The organism is Planococcus sp. SSTMD024, from assembly GCF_041320495.1.
Lineage (GTDB): Bacteria > Bacillota > Bacilli > Bacillales_A > Planococcaceae > Planococcus.
This window is the reverse complement of record NZ_JBGGNS010000021.1, coordinates 1-21,124: the sequence shown is the minus strand read 5'-3', so window position 1 is coordinate 21,124 and position 21,124 is coordinate 1. Positions and strand designations below refer to the sequence as shown.

Sequence of the window (21,124 nt, the reverse complement as noted above, 5' to 3'; positions counted from 1 at the left end):
ATAGATGGCGACACATGTCGAAGGCCGGAAGATGTTTCTGGCAGGTGAATGGGTAGACGGCAAACACTGGATCGATGTTACCGATCCCCAGGACGGATCGCTGGTCGACCGGGTGCCTGCCGCAACGAAAGAAGATATGGAAACGTGCATCGGGGCTGCCAAGTCAGGCGCTGAAATTGCAGCGCGGATGCCGGTCATCGAACGCATGCAAATTATCGGGAAAGCGGCAGATTATATTGAGGCGAATAAGGACCATTATGCGCGCACCATCTCCAAAGAAAGCAGCAAGACCATTCGTGAAGCACGAAAAGAAGTGGGGCGGGCAGTGGAAACTTTGCGCTTGAGCGCAGAAGAAGCGAGGCGTATCACCGGAGAGACGATCCCGTTCGACCAATCGCCCGGCGGAATCGGAAAAGTCGGTTATTACCGTCGTTTTCCACTCGGCATCATCGGGGCAATCACGCCGTTTAACGACCCGCTGAATTTGGTGGCGCATAAAGTCGGCCCGGCGATTGCATCAGGCAACGCCATCATCGTCAAGCCGGCGACTGTCACGCCGCTCAGTGCGCTGCTATTGGCGCAAGCCTTTTCTCATGCGGGCTTGCCGGAAAAAATCCTGTCTGTTATCACGGGGAGAGGCGGGGAAATCGGGGATGTCTTAGTTGAACACCCCGCTGTCCGAATGATCAGCTTTACCGGCGGCGTCGAGACCGGGCTTGCAATCACCAAGAAAGCGGGCTTGAAAAAAGTGGGCATGGAACTTGGATCGAATTCGCCCGTCATCGTGCTCAAAGACGCCGATTTACAAGACGCGGTGGCATCATCTGTATCGGGTGCATTTTGGGCAGCCGGGCAAAACTGCCTCGGCGTCCAGCGGGTCTATATCGAAGACCGCGTATTCGATTCGTTCAAAGAACAATTCATCGAACAGACCGAACGCTATATCGTCGGCGATAAACAATCCGAACTGACGGATATGGGTCCGTTGATTACGGAAAAAGAAGCGAAGCGCGTCGAAGGGCTGGTCCAGGAGGCGCTGGATAAAGGCGCCACACTCGAGACCGGCGGCGAACGGGACGGCGCGTTCTTTTCGCCGACTGTCCTCACGGATGTGCCAGAAGACTGTGCACTCGCATCGGAAGAAATCTTTGGCCCTGTCGTATTGCTCTATCGAGTGGCTGATTTGGATGAAGCGATCGAACGGGCAAATGCCGTCGATTATGGGCTGCAGGCAGGAATCTTTACGAAAAACCTTGACCATGCCCACCGTGCGATCGAAGAACTTGAAGTGGGCGGCGTCATGATTAACGACAGCAGCGATTTCCGGATAGATGCCATGCCATTTGGCGGCGTCAAGCAATCGGGGCTCGGCAGGGAAGGCGTCAAATACGCCATCCAGGAAATGACCGACACGAAAGTCGTCTGCTTCAAATTGGGCTAATATCAAAAAACGGCACGCAGCTTACAAAGTGCGTGCTTTTTAATGTTATAGCGCACTATGTAAATTCAGTCAGTGTAATAACCATTCGTAGCCAGAAAAGCTTTTATATCATGTGAAAGCGTATACATATATAATATCTGTGACAAATTGTGAAATATTATTATTAATTATCGTTTTATTCATTGAATTCTGAAAAATGTCATCTATAATTAAGAGAAACTCAAATCAGCGAGGAAAATGCTTCCTTGCTGTCAGCTAGTTGATCCAAGGGACCCTCAAAGTTAATAGGTGCCCTATGAATCCACAAAGCGGATACATAGAAAAGAAAGGATAGGATACTTATGAAAAAGGATTTGCGCATCAAGAGTAAAGTATTCAGCGAAGGGGCGATGAAAGCGCCCAACCGTGCCATGCTACGGGCAGTCGGAGTGACGGATGAAGGATTCAAGCAGCCGATGGTCGGCATCGCGAGCACATGGAGTGAAGTAACCCCCTGCAATATACATATTGACGAACTGGCAAGAGCTGCAAAAAAAGGAGCTAAAGAAGCGGGGGCTGTACCGTTCATCTTCAATACCATCACCGTTTCTGACGGGATTTCCATGGGGACGGAAGGCATGAAGTATTCATTATCGAGCCGTGATGTCATCGCGGATTCCATCGAGACGGTCGTCGGCGCTGAAAGCCTGGATGGGCTTGTGGCAATTGGTGGCTGCGATAAAAACATCCCTGGCTGTTTGATTGCCATCGCCAACTCTGAAGTGCCGGCAGTATTCGTCTACGGTGGAACCATTGCAGCCGGGCGCTACAACGGCCAGGACATCGACATCGTTTCCGTATTTGAAGGCGTCGGCCAGCATAATAATGGAGCTATTGACGATTCGGCGCTGCGCAAGATTGAATGCAGTGCGTGCCCAGGTGCAGGGTCGTGCGGCGGGATGTACACAGCCAATACGATGGCGTCAGCTGCTGAAGCGATGGGCATGAGTTTGCCGGGAAGTTCCTCGAATCCGGCAGTGTCCGAGTACAAGGAAGCGGACTGTGAAGCGGCGGGTGCTGCGGTGCATAATCTTCTTGAGCTTGGCGTCTATCCGAAAGACATCATGACCAAAGAAGCATTCGAAAATGCCATCACCGTTGTTATGGCGCTCGGCGGCTCAACCAATGCCATCCTTCACTTATTGGCAATCGCGCACGCCGCAGAAGTGGACTTGACGATCGATGATTTCAATCGCCTACAAAAAACAGTTCCGCATATTGCGGACCTGAAACCGAGCGGCAAATACGTCATGCAAGACCTTCACCGCGTCGGCGGCGTTCAAGCTGTCATGAAGATGCTATTGGAAGCCGGTTATTTGCACGGCGACTGCATGACCGTTACCGGAAAAACCGTGGCAGAAAACTTGCAGGAAGCACAGAGCCTGACAGAAGGGCAGGACGTCATCATGCCGTTCGATAACCCGAAACGAAAAGACGGCCCGTTGATCGTCTTGAAAGGTAACCTGTCCCCGACAGGTGCCGTCGCGAAAGTGTCCGGCGTCAAAGTCAACCGCCATACAGGCCCGGCGCGCGTCTTCAATAATGAAAAAGAAGCGACCGCAGCGGTCATGGCGAATGAAATCAACGATGGCGATGTGTTGGTCATCCGCTACGTCGGCCCGAAAGGCGGGCCGGGAATGCCGGAAATGCTGTCGATTTCAGCGATTCTCGTCGGGAAAGGAATGGGCGAATCCGTCGCGCTGTTGACTGACGGAAGATTCTCGGGCGGTACGCATGGCCTGGTTGTAGGGCATATTTCCCCGGAAGCGCAATCAGGCGGGCCGATTGCTTTGCTCCAGGAAGGCGATATGGTCACGATCGATTCGGATCTGCAGGAAATCTCCATGGACGTTTCCGAAGAAGAACTCGATAAGCGCAGAAGCGAATGGGTCGCGCCGCCGCTTCACCGCAAAGGCGTTCTCGGAAAATACGCACATAATGTTTCCTGTTCTTCCAAAGGAGCCGTTACGGATTATTTGAATAGATAAAACCTGCGAGAGAAAAAAGGCATAAACATGGCGATGCTTAGTTGGTCGTGCATGCGCTAAAAAGCTGTGGGTCCAAAAAAAACTCTTGAATCGAGGAAAGCTGTTTTATGAAACTAGTAATTCCGCAATAATGCGATAAGCAATAAACAAAGGGGGAAACAAGATGGCGATGAAAAAAATGGGGTTTGCGACTGTGTTGGTGGGGGGCGCGCTTGCTTTAACGGCTTGTGGAAATTCTGATGGTGACACATCCGGCGGTGATTCGGGAGAAACTTTTAATTTACAGGCTGGGCATTCCTTGCCAGAAGATCACCCTTATCATCTCGGCTTTTTGGAAATGGCCGAAAATGTGGAAGAACGCACAGATGGCCGCGTGACAATTGAAGTGTTTGCCAACAGTGAAATCGGGGCAGAACGCGAATTGACGGAAGGCATGGGGCTTGGCACGGTCGACTTAGTCGTTTCTTCTACCGCGCCGGTCACCAACTTTGTGCCGGAGCTTGGTGTTTTGGATGTGCCTTTTCTTTTTAACGATCGGGACTCTGCGGTAGAAATTCTCGAAGGGGAAATCGGCGATGAATTATTCACGAAGCTTGAAGAAAATGGCATCATCGGTTTGTCGTGGGGAGAAAACGGCTATCGCCATGTGACGAATGCCGTACGACCGATCAATACGCCAGCAGATTTGGAAGGATTGAAAATCCGCACCCAGGAAAACGAAATTCACTTGGCGGCCTTTGAAGAACTAGGGGCTCAGCCGACACCGATGGCCTGGACCGAGGCAATCACAGCGCTTCAGCAAGGCGTCGTGGATGCCCAGGAAAACCCGGCAATCGTGGCGGACCAATTCAGCTTGTATGACGCTAACCAACAATATATGAGTTTGACGGGCCACGTTTACTCTGTGGCGATTTATATGATGAGCCAGCAGACTTATGACCAACTTCCGGAAGACCTCCGGGACATTGTTATGGAAGAAGGCCAGAAGGCAGGCGCTATGGAACGCGACCTGATTGTTGAAATGGAGCAGGAGTCATTGCAGAACCTGAAAGATGAGGGCATGGAAATCATTGAGGACGTCGATACTGCCCCGTTCCAGGAAGCGGTACGCCCAGTTTATGATCAGATCGAGCACCAGGAATTGCTGAACCGTATTTTAGATGCCCAGTAATAGAAGGCTTCTTTTCAATGAAGTTTTCGCAGCGTTTTGAGATGGCATAAGTAACATATAGTAGAAACTTAAAAAAGAGAGAGTGCCCTCTCTCTTTTTTTCTATCGGGGGAAATCGATGATGAGATGGATCGGTTATTTGAATTTAGGAATTAAGCATTTCTTAAATCTACTTATGGCAGTACTCGTGACAGTTGTATTTCTGCAAGTCATTTTCCGTTTTGTGCTCGGTTCGCCGCTCGCTTGGACGGAAGAAGTGGCACGTTACAGCCTGATTTGGCTGACATTTTTGGGTGCGGCCTATGCAATGTCGCTAAAAGCGCATATCGGCATGGAGTTCTTCGTCAACTTATTCCGGACACCCGCAAAGAAAGCGCTCTATATCCTGGCCTCTATTGCGAGTCTCATGTTTTTTTTGCTTATGGTTGTCGAAGGCTATAACTTAGCGATGCAGGGCATGGCTCAAACTTCACCGGTTTTGCGCATACCGATGGGGGCAATTTACATGATCATCCCGATCAGTGGTGCCGTTTTAATCATTAATATGGCTGCACGCTTTACGCAGGACTTTAAAAGCGGGGGTGTGTGAATATGGCCATCTTATTGTTTATACTTTTGATTGCCTTATTTTTGATTAATGTACCGATTGCCGTAGCACTCGGACTAGCTTCTGCACTGATTTTTTATTTGGAAGGCAATGTATCAATCATCGTCATCATTCAACGTATGTTCAATTCGGTGGATTCTTTTCCATTGATGGCGATTCCATTTTTCATTTTGGCAGGTAAATTGATGGAAAGCGGCGGGATTTCAAACCGCCTGATTCACTTGGCGAATGTCATCTTCGGCCGCGTCAAAGGCGGGCTCGGGATTGTTTCCATCGTAGCCTGCGCATTTTTTGCGGCGATTTCAGGTTCGGCAGCCGCCACGACAGCTGCGGTCGGTGCGCTGATGATTCCGGCGATGGTCAATAAAGGCTATGATAAAAGCTTTTCCACTGCCATCCAAGCGGCTGGCGGCACCATCGGAATCATGATTCCGCCTAGCGTCCCGCTTGTTTTATATGGTGTAGCAGCCGGTGTATCGGTCGGCGATCTGTTCATCGCCGGAATCGTTCCGGGGCTGATGGTCATGTTGTCTTTGATCTTGCTCGTCTATTTCGTTTCCTTGAAAAAAGGCTACGGCGGGGGAGAGAAATTCGGAACGAAAGATTTTTTCAAAGCGTTTGCCGATGCGTTTCTCGCTTTATTGATGCCGGTCATCATTCTCGGCGGCATCTATGGCGGTATTTTCACTCCAACAGAAGCGGCGGTTGTCGCGGTGGTTTACGGCCTTGTCATCGGTTTATTCGTCTACCGGGAAATCAAGTTCACAGACCTTGCAGCGATTTTCTCTTCTTCGGTCGTGACGACCGCGGTTATCATGTTCATCATCGCGGGAGCCTCCGTTTTCGGTTATTATCTGACGCGCCAGCGCATCCCGGCTGAACTAACCGAGATGATGCTGAGCTTGACCGACAATTGGATCGTCGCTTTATTGATTATCAACTTAGTGCTGCTGCTATGCGGTGTTTTCCTGGAGACATCTGCAGCCATCATTATCCTGACGCCGATTCTTGCACCGATTGCGAGTGCGCTCGGTATCGACTTGGTCCACTTTGGCATTATCATGGTTGTCAACCTTGGCATCGGATTTATCACGCCTCCGGTCGGGGTTAATTTGTTTGTGGCTGCGAATATCGCGGGCACCAAATTCGAAAGCCTGTTGCGGGCAATTGTGCCTTTCATTCTCATCATGGTGATTGATGTAATCATTCTGTCCTTTATACCGGAAATCAGTTTGTTCTTATTAGGAGATTAAGTTAGGGGGAAGTTCATGGCGACTTACAATATAGCGGTATTGCCGGGCGATGGCATCGGTCCGGATGTGACGAGGGAAGCAGTTCGTGTACTGGAACTGCTTCGTGAAGTGGACCCGGAATTCGACATCCATTTTACCGAATTCAATTGGAACAGTGAATATTATTTGGAACATGGCAGTATGATGCCAGAAGATGGCCTTGAGCAATTAAAAGCATTCGATGCGATTTTGTTCGGTGCCATCGGTGATGCACGTGTTGCGGATGAAATCAGCATTTGGCAATTGATCATGCCGATCCGCAAGAACTTCCGCCAATATGTCAATATGAGGCCGATTAAACGATTGGCGGGCATTGAGTCGCCGTTGAAAAATGATGCGCCTGTCGATTTCGTCGTGTTCCGCGAAAATGCGGAAGGGGAATATTCGAACGCGGGTGGGCGCTTGTATGCTGAACAGCCGCAGGAAATGGCGATACAAAATACAGTCATCACCCGTGCTGGCGTTGAGCGCATCACGCGCTATGCATACGAGTACGCACAGGCTGCAGGCCGTAAAAAAGTGACGAGCGCCACGAAGTCGAACGCGATCATCCATTCCATGAAGTTGTGGGATGAAGCGGTCGCTGCGGTGGCGGGGGAGTATGACGGCATCGAACTTGAAAGTTATTTTATCGATGCACTCGCCGCCTATTTTGTCGAGCGTCCGGAATCATTCGATGTGGTGGTCGCCTCGAATCTGTTCGGGGATATTTTGACGGATTTGGGTGCCGCCATTGTCGGTGGGCTCGGTGTCACGCCATCAGGCAATATCAACCCCGAACGTGATTTTCCATCGATGTTTGAAGCGATCCATGGTTCTGCGCCGGACATCGCCGGAAAAGGCATCGCCAACCCGATCGCACAAATCTGGTCGGCTGCATTAATGGTCGACCACCTCGGCAGGCCGGAATTGGCCAAGGCAATCGTGTCGGCAATCGAGCAAGTCCTAGGCGAAGGAAAGGTCCGTACGCCGGATCTCGGGGGCAACGCCACGACCGAGCAGCTCGGTATGGAGATTGCACAAGCAGTGAAAGAAAAACTCACAGCGAAAGAAGGGCGTTAAATGGATATTCGATTGGATGGCAAAACAGCAATCATTACTGGAGCGGGTGGCGGCATGGGCAAGGCGGCAGTGGAGACTTTCCTGGAAAGCGGTGCAAACGTCGCTGCGCTCGATATCCGGACGGATTCATTAAATGGACTGAAAAACCGGCATCCAGAGAAATTGCTTATCATCGACTGCAATTTGACAGAAGAAGCAAGCGTCGAAGCGGCGTTTAAAAAAATCCATAATGCTTATGGACGCATCGATACAGTGGCGAATGTGGCGGGAATCGCCCAACCGGCGACGGACATCGAAGACGTTTCACTGGAAATGTGGGAGCGAATCTTTTCCATCAATACGAAGGCGGTCTTCCTCACTTCACGTGCAGCGGTCCCATATATGAAGCAACAAGGGTCAGGATCAATCCTGAATGTGGCATCGATCTCTGTCGAACGGCCGCGCCCCGGCTTGAATGCCTATATCGCATCGAAAGGCGCTGCGGTATCGTTGACGAAAGCTTTGGCGATCGAGTTGGCCCCTTATCAGATCCGGGTCAATTGCATCAACCCGGGACCATCCGATACTCAAATGCTTGGGGAATTTACAGCAGCGGGATCCGATGTAGAGGCGATGAAAGAACATACTTTCCGTAAAAGCGTTCCCCTTGGCGACTTGATTCAGCCTCAGGATATTGCCAATACCCTTTTGTATATGAGTTCGGATTTAGCGAAAATGATGACCGGAAGCGTCGTCAATGTTGACGGCGGGCGGGGGATCTAATGGGAGGAAGCGAACAAATGGATAAGCAGAAAATGTATGTGGCAGGCGATTGGCAGGACAGCGTTAACCTGGAATGGTTCGAAACGAAAGACCCGTCGACCGGTGCAGTGCTCGCGAAAGTGCCACGGGGAGAAGCGAAAGACATCGACCGTGCAGTGGCCTCTGCGAGAGCATGCTTCGAATCGGAAGCTTGGCAGCAATTCCACCCGGCAGAGCGCGGGCGGATTATGCAAAAAATCGCTGCAGCACTGCGGGAAGACCTGGAAGCGATTGCGCTGCTTGAAACACGCGATACAGGAAAACCCCTGACCCAAGGAAGGAAAGATGTCGAAGCGGCAGCTCAGTATTTTGAATACTATGCCGGCATGGCCGACAAGATTTTCGGTGAAACCATTCCAGTGCAGCCCGGCATTCTCGACTACACATTGCGGGAGCCGATTGGCGTGACCGCACATATTGTGCCATGGAATTATCCGCTGCAGATTATTGCGCGTTCAGCGGCAGCCGCAATCGCGACAGGCAATACGGTCGTTGCAAAACCTGCGGAAGACACCCCCTTGACGGCGCTAAAGCTTGCGGAAATCATTGATCAGACTGAATTGCCAAAAGGTGTCTTCAATGTTGTAACAGGCTATGGTTTTGAAGCAGGGGCCGCGCTTTGCGAACATCCCGATATCGATCATATTACCTTTACGGGGTCGGTCCAGACCGGTTCTGCTGTCATGGCGGCAGCTGCAAAAAACGTCAAGCCGGTCACGCTGGAACTCGGGGGCAAATCTCCGAACATTTTGTTCGAGGACTGCGACCAAGCGGAAGCGCTTGACTGGGTGATGCGTTCCATTATCCAAAATGCGGGGCAGACATGTTCGGCGGGGTCCAGGTTATTGATCCATCAATCGATCAAACGAGAATTCCTCCACAAGCTATCTGAACGCTTAACAACAGTGCGTCTCGGCAAAGGCGAAGACGATTTCGACCTTGGCCCAGTGCTGAACGAAAAACAATTTGAGCGGATTGAAAGCTTCATGCACATAGCGAGGGAGGAAGGCGCGAAGTTCCTCTGCGGAGGCAAAAGGCAAGAAGGAGAAGAATTGGCCGGTGGCTATTTCTTCCAGCCGACCATCATTGATGGTTTATCCCCTAAAAGCCATGTTGCCCAGGAAGAGATTTTTGCACCGGTCGTTGCGGCTTTCGCTTTTGAGACGGAAGAGGAAGCGATACGGCTTGCGAATGGGACAGATTATGGGCTAGTGGCAGGCATCTGGACAAAAGACGGCGCCCGGGCCCACCGAGTCGCTTCAAAAATTCGCGCGGGACAAGTGTTCATCAATAATTATGGCGCTGGTGGCGGTGTGCAAATGCCATTCGGAGGCTATAAAAAAAGTGGCTTTGGCCGTGAGAAAGGGCTCGAAGCCTTGCGTAATTATACCGTCTTGAAAAATGTAGCATTGAAATACTGAAATATTGGAAAAGGGCTGCCCTCAAGTGAGGACAGCCCTTTGTTATAGGTAACAATCATGCGTTTTGACTTAAATATTAACCCGTAACGAACGGGGAATCATTTCCATTGAAAGTGTTTGCTTTCATTGCCGCGGTAATAGTTCCACTGGGTGCTTTAAACTTAAGCAACGTAAACCCTACCTTCTTTTACGTCCTTGCAATCCTGTAATTGCGCCAGTGTGAATAAGTATCTTCAAAAACATTGCGTAGAATGCCAGTCATCAAAATTTATATGTTACCTCGTAGTTAACTCTGAATACCATCTCATATTTTTGGGTATATGTCAATGATAGGGCTATGCGGAAATTCATCATCTTATAAAATAAGAAATTTGATGTATAATGATAGTCATTACTGTGGAAGAAGGGGATTTTTGTGGAAACGCGTTATGCAGATGACAGCTTGGCATTACATACCGATTTATACCAAATCAATATGGCGGAGACCTACTGGGCGGATGGAATGCACGAACGGAAAGCAGTTTTTGAATTGTTTTTCCGGAAATTGCCATTCGGCAATGGTTATGCCACATTTGCGGGGCTTGAGCGAGTACTCGATTATTTAAATAACTTCCATTTTTCGGAAAGCGATATAGCTTATTTGCGCAATGAACTTGGCTATAAGGATGATTTTTTGGATTACCTAAAAGACATCCGTTTTACGGGCGATGTCTATTCAGTCGTTGAAGGCGAGCTTGTTTTCCAAAATGAACCGCTGATTCGCATCGAAGCGCCTCTTTTGGAAGCGCAATTAGTCGAGACAGCGCTTTTGAATATCGTCAATTACCAGACGTTGATTGCCACCAAAGCAAGCCGCATCAAACAAGTCGTTGGCACAGAGCGCGTCATGGAATTCGGTACGCGCCGTGCACAGGAAATGGATGCAGCGATATGGGGCACCCGGGCTGCGTACATCGGCGGTTTGGAAGCGACCAGCAACACCCGTGCCGCTAAATTATTCGGCATTCCAGCAGCCGGCACCCATGCCCATTCCATGATCCAAGCCTATAAAGACGAGTACGAGGCGTTTCATGCCTATGCAAAACGCCATCGTGAATGTGTCTTTTTGGTCGACACTTACGACACGCTGAAATCCGGCTTGCCGATCGCCATACAAGTGGCGAAGGAGCTCGGGGATAAAATCAATTTCCGCGGCATCCGCCTGGATAGCGGGGATATTGCCTTTTTATCCAAGGAAGCGAGAAAAATGCTCGATGAGGCAGGGTTCCCTGAGACGGAAGTGGTCGTTTCCAACGATTTGGATGAATACACCATCCTCAACTTGAAAGCGCAAGGCGCGCGCGTCGATGCATGGGGAATCGGGACGAAGCTTATCACTGCCTATGACCAGCCGGCGCTGGGTGCGGTATACAAACTTGTCTCGATCGAAAACGGTGCAGGCGAAATGGAAGACACCATCAAGATTTCCGGCAATGCGGAAAAAGTGACAACGCCTGGATTGAAAAACGTTTACCGGATTATAGATAGGGAAAATGGGAAATCAGAAGGTGATTACATCACGATGCACGACGAAAACCCGGCTTCTGAAGAACGTTTGAAAATGTTCCACCCAGTCCATACATTCGTCTCGAAGTTCGTCACCAATTTCGATGCCGTCAACATCCATCAGCAAGTCATCAATAAAGGCGAAGTCGTTTATGAAAACCCGCCGCTCGAGGAAATACAGAAGTACGCGGTAGGAACGCTCGATTTGCTGTGGGAGGAGTACAAGCGGTCGCTTAACCCGGAAGAATACCCGGTCGATTTAAGCGAAAAATGTTGGAACAATAAAATGCGGAACATCCAGGAAGTGCGGGAATCGGTTCAGGAATTCACGAACAAATAAGGAGGATCCACATGTCGACATTACAACAGCAGATCATCAATGAATTGAAGGTACAGCCCTCTATTAATCCGCAGGAAGAAATCAAGCGCACGGTCGAATTCCTCAAAGAATACTTAAAGCACCATTCATTCCTCAAAGGCTTCGTGCTCGGCATTTCGGGCGGCCAGGATTCGACGCTTGCGGGCAAGCTGGCTCAAATGGCAGTCGATGAACTGAACGAGGAAACAGGCAGCCAAACTTATGGTTTTTACGGCGTACGCCTGCCATACGGCGTCCAATCAGATGAACACGATGCACAGGATGCCATCGAATTTATCCAGCCGACTAAAATTTATACTATTAATATTAAAGAAGCAGTCGATGCAAGCGACCGTGCGTTAGAAGCGGAAGGCATCAAGTTGACGGATTTTGCAAAAGGCAACGAGAAAGCGCGTGAACGCATGAAAGCACAGTATTCTGTTGCCGCCATGCACGATGCGGTCGTTCTCGGCACCGACCACGCAGCTGAGGCTATTACCGGCTTTTATACGAAATACGGTGATGGTGCGGCTGATGTGGTGCCATTATTCCGATTGAATAAGCGTCAAGGGCGTGAAATGCTGAAGGCACTCGGCTCGCCGGAGCATTTGTATACAAAAGTCCCGACAGCCGATTTGGAAGAAGACAAGCCGGCCATTCCGGATGAAGTCGCGCTTGGCATTACCTATGAGCAAATCGATGACTATCTTGAAGGCAAGGAAATTGCTGAAGACGCGCGTGAAAAACTGGAAGGCTATTATTTGAAGACCCAGCATAAGCGCAATTTGCCGGTAACAATTTTCGATGATTTCTGGAAAAAAAGTAAATAAGATCAACGAACGGGGAAAGCATGAGCTTTTCCCGTTTTTCTATTTTAAGGGTGGCAAAGAAATACTTCTAAACCGGCATACCGCATGGCTCAGTTGAGTTATCGACTGGAATCCGATATGATGGCAATAAGATTGTGATAATTCAAAACCTTTTTCACTTATATGGGAGGAACCGATATGAAAGCGACAGAACGTTTAGGAAAAGTCATAGATAATATCGAAAAAGTGATTATCGGGAAACGCGAAATCGCCGAGTTGAGTTTGGTCGCTTTGTTATCGCATGGCCATGTTTTGCTTGAAGATGTTCCGGGCGTTGGCAAAACGATGCTGGTCCGGGCGCTGGCAAAATCGGTCGGAGCGGATTTTAAGCGCATCCAGTTCACCCCGGATCTCTTGCCGTCAGACGTGGTAGGCGTTTCCATCTATAATCCGAAAGACATGCAATTCCATTTCCGCCCGGGCCCGATCATGGGGAATATCGTCTTGGCGGATGAAATCAACCGGACATCCCCGAAAACACAGTCCGCATTATTGGAAGCGATGGAGGAGGCGTCAGTCACGACAGATGGCGTGACGATGCAGATCCCCAAACCGTTTTTCGTCATGGCGACTCAAAACCCGATCGAATACGAAGGAACCTACCCATTGCCGGAAGCGCAATTGGACCGCTTTTTGCTGAGAGTGAAAATGGGCTATCCGACGCGGGAAGAAGAAATTGAAGTATTGACCCGTTCCCAGTCGATTCCGCCAATCGAAGAACTGGAATCAGTGCTGACGCTCGAAGAACTGCTTAAATTGCAGGAAGAAGTGCGGACGATTCGCGTAGATGATACGGTCCGTACCTATATTGTAGAACTCGCGACCCAAACCCGCCGCGATCCTTATGTCTATCTTGGCGTCAGCCCGCGTGGCTCGATTGCCTTGATGAAAGCGGCACAAGCTTATGCCATGCTCAAAGGGCGTGATTATGTCACGCCGGATGATGTGCAGTACTTAGCGAAATTCGTCTTTGGCCATCGCATCATGCTCCGTTCGGAAGCCCGCTATGACGGCATTACAGCCGAAGAATTGACAGAGCGCATCATTGCGAAGACACGTGTTCCTGTACAAAGGCTTGTAAATCAATGAGGCGGGTCAAACACATTTTGGGTTCTTCGGGCAGGATGATATTTGTGCTCATCCTGCTTTTTTTGACTTTTTCGTTCGCCATGTTCCAAGGCGGTTTCGTCAGTTGGTTCATTTTCTACGTATCTCTTCCTTTCATTCTCTACTCGGTCTTATTGTGGTTCTATCCGTTGCAGAATTTACGCGCACAGCGGGTGATCCACACGCCGCGAGTGAGGAGCGGCCACCGCTTTTCAGCCACTGTCACCGTTCGGCGGGCGTTTCCATTTCCACTGCTTTACACCGTCCTCGAGGAACAAGCGCAATCTGCCCGCCTTAAAGTCCGCATGGCGGAAGCAGGTCGCCAGCTGCTGCTTCCGGGGTTTCGCCGTGAAGTTTCCTGGACGTATGAAATCGGGGAAATGCCAAGGGGCGAGCATGTGTTAGAAGGCGTCACGGTAGAAACCGCCGATTTTTTCGGATGGGTGAAAAAACGCCAGCTGTTGCCAGCCCGCCAGTCGGTCTTGGTTTATCCGAACACTGTTGAAATGATGTACCGCCCAATCGGTTCCAGTTTTGACCAAGGCTCGATTGCAGCCCCATTCACTTTAGTGAAAGATACGACAATGGCGAGCGGCATCCGCGATTACCAGCCGGGAGACCGGGTATCGTGGATTCACTGGAAATCGTTTGCGCGGACGCAGACGATGCGCACAAAAGAATTTGAAGACCGCCAATCACAGGATTTGTTCTTGCTTGATGACCGTTCGCCATCCCCGGTTTTCGAAATACAAGTTGAATTGATCGCCTCTATCCTTACATCTGTCGTCGCATCCCATGCCAGTGTCGCCTATTTATCCGCCGGCACGCCGCGCGCCTTTTTCCCGCTAATCCAAAGTGATGAACAATTGCAGCGGGCCCTCTATCATTTGGCAAAAGTCCAGGATGATTTAGACCGGCCGATCGAAGCGGTTGTCGGACAGGATTTGAAGCAAGTCCGCGTGTCGAGCCTAGTCTATGTGACGGGTTCATTGTCACGCGAAATGGTGGATGAAATCCGCCGGAATGTAACGAGTTTGAGCCAGTGCTTGTGCCTGGTCGTGACAGAAGCAGGCCAGTCGGTCACCCCGGAAGATGAAAAAAACCATCAATACGCAAGATCCAAAGGTTTTCACGTGAAAGTTATCGGGCCAGAGAATTTCGCTTCGGCGTTTATGGAGGCGAACCGTTAATGACATCCATCAGAAAAAATAAAGTATTTATGGGCTTATTGTATATATTGGTATTTTTCCTGTTGTCGGAATGGCTCCGTCCTGTCATTGAATTGACCGAAACCGGCCATCATCGGCTGTTTTTGGCTTTTGTGGCACTGGGTCTCGTCATGGCGTTCTTCGACATTCCGTGGTGGATCACGGGCCCGCTTAAATTGTTTTATGTCCTATGGTTTATCGTGTACGTCTATACCGGCAATCTATTTTTTACAGCAGAAAGCCTAGCTTTTATCGTGGAGCAGGCGAGCATCAGCATATCCGCGCTCTTGAGCCAAGATTGGCAGGCGACGACTGATGTATTTCGCACCGTCCTATTTTTTGCGCTGTTGTGGATGGCCATCTATCTTATTCATTATTGGGTCAGTTTCCGGCTGAGCATCTTCCTATTCTATCTACTGACGGTCATTTTTGTGGCTGTATTGGATACATTCAGCCCGTATTCAGGCGATGCGGCGATAGTCCGCATCATGGTCATCGGCTTGTTGTTAGCAGGATTATTGCATTTGGCTAGATGGATGGAGCGTCACGGTGCGGCAGCGAAGACGGAGAAATTACTGGTCTTTTCGATTCCCTTATTATTGCTGTTGGTCGCCTCGACTGCTCTAGCATTTTATCTGCCGAAAGCCGAGCCGATTTGGCCGGACCCTGTTCCGTACATTACCTCCTATTCCGGAAAGGGCGGTGTCGGGGAAGGGGGCGTTGGGCGCATCGGCTACGGCGTTGATGATTCACAGCTCGGCGGCTCTTTTGTCTCTGATGATACGACTGTCTTCAGGGCGGAAGTCGAAGAGGGCCAATACTGGAAAGTTGAAGTGAAAGATGTCTATACAACCAAAGGCTGGGAACTTTCAGAAGAAAATGCGGATGAGCAGCTTTACCAAAACGGAGATGAAGTCGCGACAGACTTTCCACCAGCAGGGGAAGAGCGCTCTTCGGCTCTCGTCGATATGCAGCTGCCATTCCCATTTGTTCTCTATCCTTACGGCACTACTTCTTTCTTAATGGAAGAAACACCTGATTATCGCTACGATACAATTCAACAGCGCTTCGACACGTTGCAGGAAAATGCCGCTTTTGAACCCGATGTCTATGAAGTGTTCTATAGTGAACCGTCCTACAGCCTGACGGCGCTGCGTGAAACCGATACGGCAGACCTGTCCGACTTGCCGCCTGAATATGACCGCTATCTGCAATTGCCTGATGAATTGCCGGAACGGGTCGGGGAACTGGCGGAAGAAATCGCCGCCGGGTCAGGCACGGTTTATGGGCAGGCGCAGGCGGTTGAACGCTATTTCAGTACGAATGGTTTTGAGTATAGCCAAAGCGATATCGCAGTTCCAGAAGAGGACGAAGATTATGTCGATCAATTCCTCTTTGAAACGCAGCGGGGCTATTGCGATAATTTCTCAACTTCCATGGTCGTTTTACTGCGTTCGCTCGATATTCCAGCACGCTGGGTGAAAGGCTTCAATGAAGGGGAAGTCATCGATACGGTGGATGGCTACGATGTGTATGAAGTTACGAATAACAACGCGCATTCGTGGGTGGAAGCTTATATGCCGGGTGTGGGCTGGATGATGTTCGAGCCGACCATCGGCTTTACCGGCGCCTCATCCATTGATTTCGATTTGGAAATTGATGCTTCGGAAACGGAAGAAGAAGAGATGCCTGACCGTCCTGAACCTGAACCCGAAGCACAGCCTGAACAACCGGACGCCGATACAGGAACAACTGCCGCACCGACAGCGGGTGAGCGTTTCCTTGCTTTTGTCTCCGATCATGTAGGCAAACTTATCGCAGCAACAATCGGCTTGCTTTTATTCGCTTTAATGCTGTTCAAGATTCGTAAAAAATGGATGCCGAAAGTGTTGATCCCGTATTATCGCCGGAAAGAGGGCGGGGCGGAAACCTTCGAAAAAGCCTATCTGCGGCTCTTGAAGCAATTGGAGCTTTATGGAATAAAACGAGCCCCAGGCCAAACATTGCGTTCGTATGCCGAATACGTTGATTCATTTTATGGAACGAAAGAAATGACAGAATTGACGGCAGCTTATGAAAAATCCGTTTACGGCGGGGACGCTCAGTCAGTCGATTGGCCAAAACTGAAGGAAAGTTGGGAAAATTTAATCAATCGGACAAGCGGTTGATTTTGAAAACACTAGCCTGTACAATTGAGAAAATTATAGAATACAGTGCCCTCATATATGTCCGATGATACGGTTCGGATGTCTCTACCAAGTCACCGGAAATGACTTGACTATGAAGGCGGATGACGCATGCTTATTTGCATGCGCATTCGTCTTTTAAACGTAGAGGACAAGAACGCGAGGAGTGATTTTTCGCGTTCTTTTTTATATTGTGGCCTGAATCGAATAGAAGAGGTGAAGGATTTGCCAGTCAGCCCTATGTTAAAGGAACAGAAAAAAATCGTCGTCTTGGATTTCGGCAGCCAATACAACCAATTGATCACGCGCCGCATCCGTGAAATCGGTGTTTATAGCGAACTCCACCCGCACACGATTACCGCGACTGAAATTAAGGAAATGAATGCGACGGGAATCATCTTCTCGGGCGGGCCGAATTCCGTCTATGACGAAAATGCGTTCTCCATCGACCCGGAAATTTTTGAAATGGGATTGCCGATCCTCGGCATCTGCTACGGCATGCAATTGATGGCGCTTCGTATGGAAGGAAAAGTCGAAAAAGCTTCCAACCGCGAATACGGAAAAGCCGAATTGACCTTGACGAAAGAAAGCTCCATCTTCAAGGAAGTGCCAGAAGAACAAGTTGTCTGGATGAGCCATGGAGATCTCGTCACAGCGGCACCTCCTGGATTTGATGTTATCGCGACAAGCCCCGGCTGCCCAATTGCAGCAATGGCAAACGAAGAGCGCAAATTGTACGGCGTCCAGTATCATCCGGAAGTTCGCCATTCTGTTTATGGAAACGAAATGCTGCGCCAATTCGTCTTCGATGTCTGCGGCATGAAAGACGAATGGTCGATGGAAAACTACATTGAATTGGAAATCGCGAAAATCCGTGAGCAAGTGGGCGACAAAAAAGTCCTTTGCGCACTGAGCGGCGGCGTCGATTCTTCTGTTGTGGCCGTCTTGATCCACAAAGCGATCGGCGATCAATTGACTTGCATGTTCGTCGACCACGGCCTGCTCCGCAAAGGGGAAGCGGAAAGCGTCATGAAAACCTTTGCTGACGGTTTCCATATGAACGTCATCAAGATCGATGCCCGCGAGCGCTTTATGAAAAAACTTGAAGGCGTCAGCGACCCTGAACAGAAACGCAAAATCATCGGCAATGAATTCATCTATGTATTCGACGATGAAGCAGAGAAACTGAAAGGCATGGATTTCCTTGCCCAAGGCACACTCTATACAGATATTATCGAAAGCGGCACAACGACAGCCCAAACAATCAAATCCCACCACAACGTAGGCGGATTGCCGGAAGACATGCAATTCGAATTGATCGAACCGCTCAACACTTTGTTCAAAGATGAAGTACGTGCACTCGGTACCGAGCTTGGCATGCCGGATGAAATCGTTTGGCGCCAGCCTTTCCCAGGCCCAGGCCTCGGCATCCGCATCATGGGAGCGGTAACGGAAGAAAAGCTTGAAATCGTCCGCGAATCGGATTGGATTTTGCGCGATGAAATCAAAAAAGCCGGTCTTGACCGCGACGTTTGGCAATACTTCACGGTTCTGCCGGATATCCGCAGCGTCGGCGTCATGGGCGATGCCCGCACATATGACTACGCAATCGGGATCCGTGCAGTTACATCGATTGACGGCATGACGTCGGACTGGGCACGCATCCCGTGGGACGTACTCGAGAAAATCAGTGTACGCCTAGTCAACGAAGTAGATCACATCAATCGTGTATTATACGATATTACGAGCAAGCCGCCTGCAACAATCGAGTGGGAATAGAAACAAACGGCTGCAATTAGCAGCCGTCTTTCTATTTTTTACGAACTTTAAATTATTAAAAGATATAATTGTTCGTGTTTTATCTTGTTTTCCAATACCTATCATGGTATTCTATAACTGAAATTAAATAAGCTTGTCGTATAAATTCAGGGATATGGCCTGAAAGTCTCTACCGGTTCACCGTAAATGATCCGACTACGATTTTAGTCCCCCACATAAAAAAGGGGGACTCCCTGTTTTCGGGCGGGGATAATCGGACGCATACGGCAAATCGCTGTATGCGTTTTTTCTTAGACTTATACAAAAGCGTACGGAGGAATTATGCATGAAGAAGTATTTTCAATTTGAAGAACTTGGAACAAACTATCGACAGGAATTCATCGGCGGCTTAACGACATTCCTGGCAATGGCTTATATTTTGGTTGTCAACCCATTGACGCTGACGATGGACTCGATTCCTGATTTAGATCCTGCCCTTCGCATGGATTACGGAGCTGTATTCATGGCGACTGCTCTAGCGGCCGCTATCGGTAGCCTATTGATGGGAATCATCGCTAAATATCCGCTTGCTCTAGCGCCGGGGATGGGGCTCAACGCTTTCTTCTCCTATACAGTTGTTCTTACGTACGGAGTGCCTTGGCAAACTGCATTGACCGGGGTATTGGTATCCGGATTGATTTTTATTCTTCTGACTCTGTCAGGCATTCGTGAAACAATCATCAACGCCATCCCGGCTCAGCTGAAATATGCAGTCGGTGCCGGCATCGGGCTTTACATCACATTTATCGGGCTGCAGAATGCAGGAATCGTTGTAGGCAATCCTGATACGCTTGTGGGGCTTGGCGATTTGACAAATGGTTCAGCTTTGCTCGCGATTTTCGGTTTGTTCATCACCGTGATCATGATGGTGCGCGGAGTGAAAGGCGGAATTTTCTTTGGCATTCTAATCGCTGCCGTGGTAGGGATGATTTTCCAAGTAGTCAGCTTGCCGACTGCGATCATCGATTTGAATGTTCCAAGCCTTGCGCCGACATTCGGCGTTGCGCTAGAGCCGATCTTCAATGATCCCGGTTCATTGATGACCATTCAATTTTTGGTCATCGTGCTAACATTTTTGTTCGTAGACTTTTTCGACACCGCAGGAACATTGGTAGCGGTAGCGAACCAAGCCGGCTTGATGAAAGACAATAAATTACCGCGTGCAGGAAAAGCTTTGCTCTCAGATTCAATTGCGACTGTAAGTGGGGCAATCTTCGGAACTTCGACAACAACGTCCTATATCGAGTCGACATCTGGTGTAGCAGCAGGAGCACGTTCCGGTTTTGCGTCGGTGGTCACAGGATTGCTCTTCTTAGTTGCGATTCTTTTCTACCCGTTGTTGTCGGTCATTACCAGTGCGGTAACAGCACCAGCTTTGATCATCGTCGGAGTCTTGATGGTCTCAGCTCTCGGACAGATTGAATGGGGTAAGTTTGAAATCGCTGTTCCAGCATTTCTTACAATGATCGCGATGCCGCTTGGTTATAGTATCGCAACCGGGATCGCAATCGGATTCATTTTCTATCCAATCACGATGATCGTCGCGGGAAGAAGAAAAGAAATTCATCCTATCATGTATGGGCTGTTTGTTATCTTTGTTTTGTATTTTATATTTCTTGCTTAAAGAGAGGCTGTCGACTTATGTCGGCAGCTTTTTTTATGTCTATAAGAAAGTTTTCTACTATATAGTAGAAAGCCCATGTATATGAATCATTAATAGATGGTTCATTTATGATTATCATTCTATTTGCATACACCATTATTAACGATTGGAGAAGGAGGGAAGTATTTGTATGAAAGGAAGCAACCCCCTTTCAAAACTGTAATAATTTTTTAGTTGAATATTAAGAATATTACGTTATAATAAGAAGTGTAAAAGTTTTTCATAAAAGCTTGACGCGATTTTTCTAGCGTGCTATATTAGTCAAGTCGCCAAAACAAGGCGCACAACATGAACCTTGAAAACTGAACAGCAAAACGTCAACGAATATGTTTCGAGCGCTTAGCGCGAGAAACAATATTTGCGAGAGTCGCCTTTAGGCGATTGGAGCAAAAGACTTACTGATCAGCTTCGGCAGATCAAAGCGAATCGCGCGTCTTCGGACGGCGATACGCCAGCAACTATTGAGCAATCGACTACTCTATAATGGAGAGTTTGATCCTGGCTCAGGACGAACGCTGGCGGCGTGCCTAATACATGCAAGTCGAGCGG

15 protein-coding genes, 1 rRNA gene and 2 riboswitches are annotated in these 21,124 nt (G+C 49.2%); all 16 genes read left to right on the top strand.

Features of this window, described 5'->3' with window-relative positions; genetic code table 11:
* The first annotated feature begins 4 nt into the window (after positions 1-4).
* Positions 5-1,441, top strand: a complete 1,437-nt coding sequence (locus AB9R92_RS07175) for an aldehyde dehydrogenase family protein (RefSeq protein ID WP_370668782.1) — start codon at positions 5-7, stop codon at positions 1,439-1,441.
* Between the two features lie 341 nt (positions 1,442-1,782).
* Positions 1,783-3,468, top strand: a complete 1,686-nt coding sequence (ilvD, locus tag AB9R92_RS07170; RefSeq protein WP_370668781.1) for a dihydroxy-acid dehydratase — start codon at positions 1,783-1,785, stop codon at positions 3,466-3,468.
* A 163-nt stretch (positions 3,469-3,631) separates the two neighbouring features.
* Entirely contained in the window at positions 3,632-4,639 is a 1,008-nt protein-coding gene (locus tag AB9R92_RS07165) for a TRAP transporter substrate-binding protein (protein WP_370668780.1), read from the top strand.
* A 117-nt stretch (positions 4,640-4,756) separates the two neighbouring features.
* Entirely contained in the window at positions 4,757-5,227 is a 471-nt protein-coding gene (locus AB9R92_RS07160; RefSeq protein ID WP_370668779.1) for a TRAP transporter small permease, read from the top strand.
* Positions 5,228-5,229: 2 nt separating this feature from the next.
* The gene (locus AB9R92_RS07155) at positions 5,230-6,498 is read left to right on the top strand and encodes a TRAP transporter large permease (protein WP_370668778.1); all 1,269 of its coding nucleotides are present in this window, start codon (positions 5,230-5,232) and stop codon (positions 6,496-6,498) included.
* Between the two features lie 15 nt (positions 6,499-6,513).
* Positions 6,514-7,599, top strand: coding sequence for a tartrate dehydrogenase (locus AB9R92_RS07150; protein ID WP_370668777.1), 1,086 nt, complete (start codon positions 6,514-6,516; stop codon positions 7,597-7,599).
* On the top strand, positions 7,600-8,361 hold the full coding sequence (locus tag AB9R92_RS07145; RefSeq protein ID WP_370668776.1) for a glucose 1-dehydrogenase: 762 nt from the start codon (positions 7,600-7,602) through the stop codon (positions 8,359-8,361).
* Between the two features lie 17 nt (positions 8,362-8,378).
* Complete coding sequence (locus AB9R92_RS07140) at positions 8,379-9,821, top strand: aldehyde dehydrogenase family protein (RefSeq protein ID WP_370668775.1); 1,443 nt, start codon at positions 8,379-8,381, stop codon at positions 9,819-9,821.
* Between the two features lie 415 nt (positions 9,822-10,236).
* A complete protein-coding gene (locus AB9R92_RS07135; RefSeq protein ID WP_370668774.1) occupies positions 10,237-11,706 on the top strand; it encodes a nicotinate phosphoribosyltransferase in 1,470 nt (489 codons plus the stop codon).
* An 11-nt stretch (positions 11,707-11,717) separates the two neighbouring features.
* Complete coding sequence (gene nadE, locus AB9R92_RS07130; RefSeq protein WP_370668773.1) at positions 11,718-12,554, top strand: ammonia-dependent NAD(+) synthetase; 837 nt, start codon at positions 11,718-11,720, stop codon at positions 12,552-12,554.
* Between the two features lie 177 nt (positions 12,555-12,731).
* Positions 12,732-13,682: an AAA family ATPase gene (locus AB9R92_RS07125; protein WP_370668772.1), complete on the top strand. Its 951-nt coding sequence runs from the start codon at positions 12,732-12,734 to the stop codon at positions 13,680-13,682.
* Between the two features lie 35 nt (positions 13,683-13,717).
* Entirely contained in the window at positions 13,718-14,890 is a 1,173-nt protein-coding gene (locus tag AB9R92_RS07120; protein ID WP_370668771.1) for a DUF58 domain-containing protein, read from the top strand.
* Positions 14,890-17,076 carry a transglutaminase TgpA family protein gene (locus AB9R92_RS07115; protein ID WP_370668770.1) on the top strand — a complete coding sequence of 729 codons (2,187 nt, stop codon included), beginning with the start codon at positions 14,890-14,892 and terminating at the stop codon, positions 17,074-17,076. Before AB9R92_RS07120 ends, AB9R92_RS07115 begins: the two co-directional genes overlap by 1 nt.
* A 31-nt stretch (positions 17,077-17,107) precedes the next feature.
* Positions 17,108-17,209: riboswitch (purine riboswitch) on the top strand.
* A gap of 125 nt (positions 17,210-17,334) precedes the next feature.
* Entirely contained in the window at positions 17,335-18,873 is a 1,539-nt protein-coding gene (gene guaA / locus AB9R92_RS07110) for a glutamine-hydrolyzing GMP synthase (protein ID WP_370669093.1), read from the top strand.
* Positions 18,874-18,989: 116 nt separating this feature from the next.
* Positions 18,990-19,091, top strand: a riboswitch (purine riboswitch).
* A 107-nt stretch (positions 19,092-19,198) separates the two neighbouring features.
* On the top strand, positions 19,199-20,536 hold the full coding sequence (locus AB9R92_RS07105) for an NCS2 family permease (RefSeq protein WP_370668769.1): 1,338 nt from the start codon (positions 19,199-19,201) through the stop codon (positions 20,534-20,536).
* A 519-nt stretch (positions 20,537-21,055) separates the two neighbouring features.
* Positions 21,056-21,124 (top strand): 16S ribosomal RNA (locus AB9R92_RS07100); the annotation flags it as partial.

What these genes read in the sequence shown, in the direction of transcription:
- AB9R92_RS07175 (WP_370668782.1), top strand. Translation starts at nt 5, where the DNA reads ATGGCGACACATGTCGAAGGCCGGAAGATGTTTCTGGCAGGTGAATGG.
- ilvD (WP_370668781.1), top strand. Translation starts at nt 1,783, where the DNA reads ATGAAAAAGGATTTGCGCATCAAGAGTAAAGTATTCAGCGAAGGGGCG.
- AB9R92_RS07165 (WP_370668780.1), top strand. Translation starts at nt 3,632, where the DNA reads ATGGCGATGAAAAAAATGGGGTTTGCGACTGTGTTGGTGGGGGGCGCG.
- AB9R92_RS07160 (WP_370668779.1), top strand. Translation starts at nt 4,757, where the DNA reads ATGATGAGATGGATCGGTTATTTGAATTTAGGAATTAAGCATTTCTTA.
- AB9R92_RS07155 (WP_370668778.1), top strand. Translation starts at nt 5,230, where the DNA reads ATGGCCATCTTATTGTTTATACTTTTGATTGCCTTATTTTTGATTAAT.
- AB9R92_RS07150 (WP_370668777.1), top strand. Translation starts at nt 6,514, where the DNA reads ATGGCGACTTACAATATAGCGGTATTGCCGGGCGATGGCATCGGTCCG.
- AB9R92_RS07145 (WP_370668776.1), top strand. Translation starts at nt 7,600, where the DNA reads ATGGATATTCGATTGGATGGCAAAACAGCAATCATTACTGGAGCGGGT.
- AB9R92_RS07140 (WP_370668775.1), top strand. Translation starts at nt 8,379, where the DNA reads ATGGATAAGCAGAAAATGTATGTGGCAGGCGATTGGCAGGACAGCGTT.
- nadE (WP_370668773.1), top strand. Translation starts at nt 11,718, where the DNA reads ATGTCGACATTACAACAGCAGATCATCAATGAATTGAAGGTACAGCCC.
- AB9R92_RS07125 (WP_370668772.1), top strand. Translation starts at nt 12,732, where the DNA reads ATGAAAGCGACAGAACGTTTAGGAAAAGTCATAGATAATATCGAAAAA.
- AB9R92_RS07120 (WP_370668771.1), top strand. Translation starts at nt 13,718, where the DNA reads ATGATATTTGTGCTCATCCTGCTTTTTTTGACTTTTTCGTTCGCCATG.
- AB9R92_RS07115 (WP_370668770.1), top strand. Translation starts at nt 14,890, where the DNA reads ATGACATCCATCAGAAAAAATAAAGTATTTATGGGCTTATTGTATATA.
- guaA (WP_370669093.1), top strand. Translation starts at nt 17,335, where the DNA reads ATGTTAAAGGAACAGAAAAAAATCGTCGTCTTGGATTTCGGCAGCCAA.
- AB9R92_RS07105 (WP_370668769.1), top strand. Translation starts at nt 19,199, where the DNA reads ATGAAGAAGTATTTTCAATTTGAAGAACTTGGAACAAACTATCGACAG.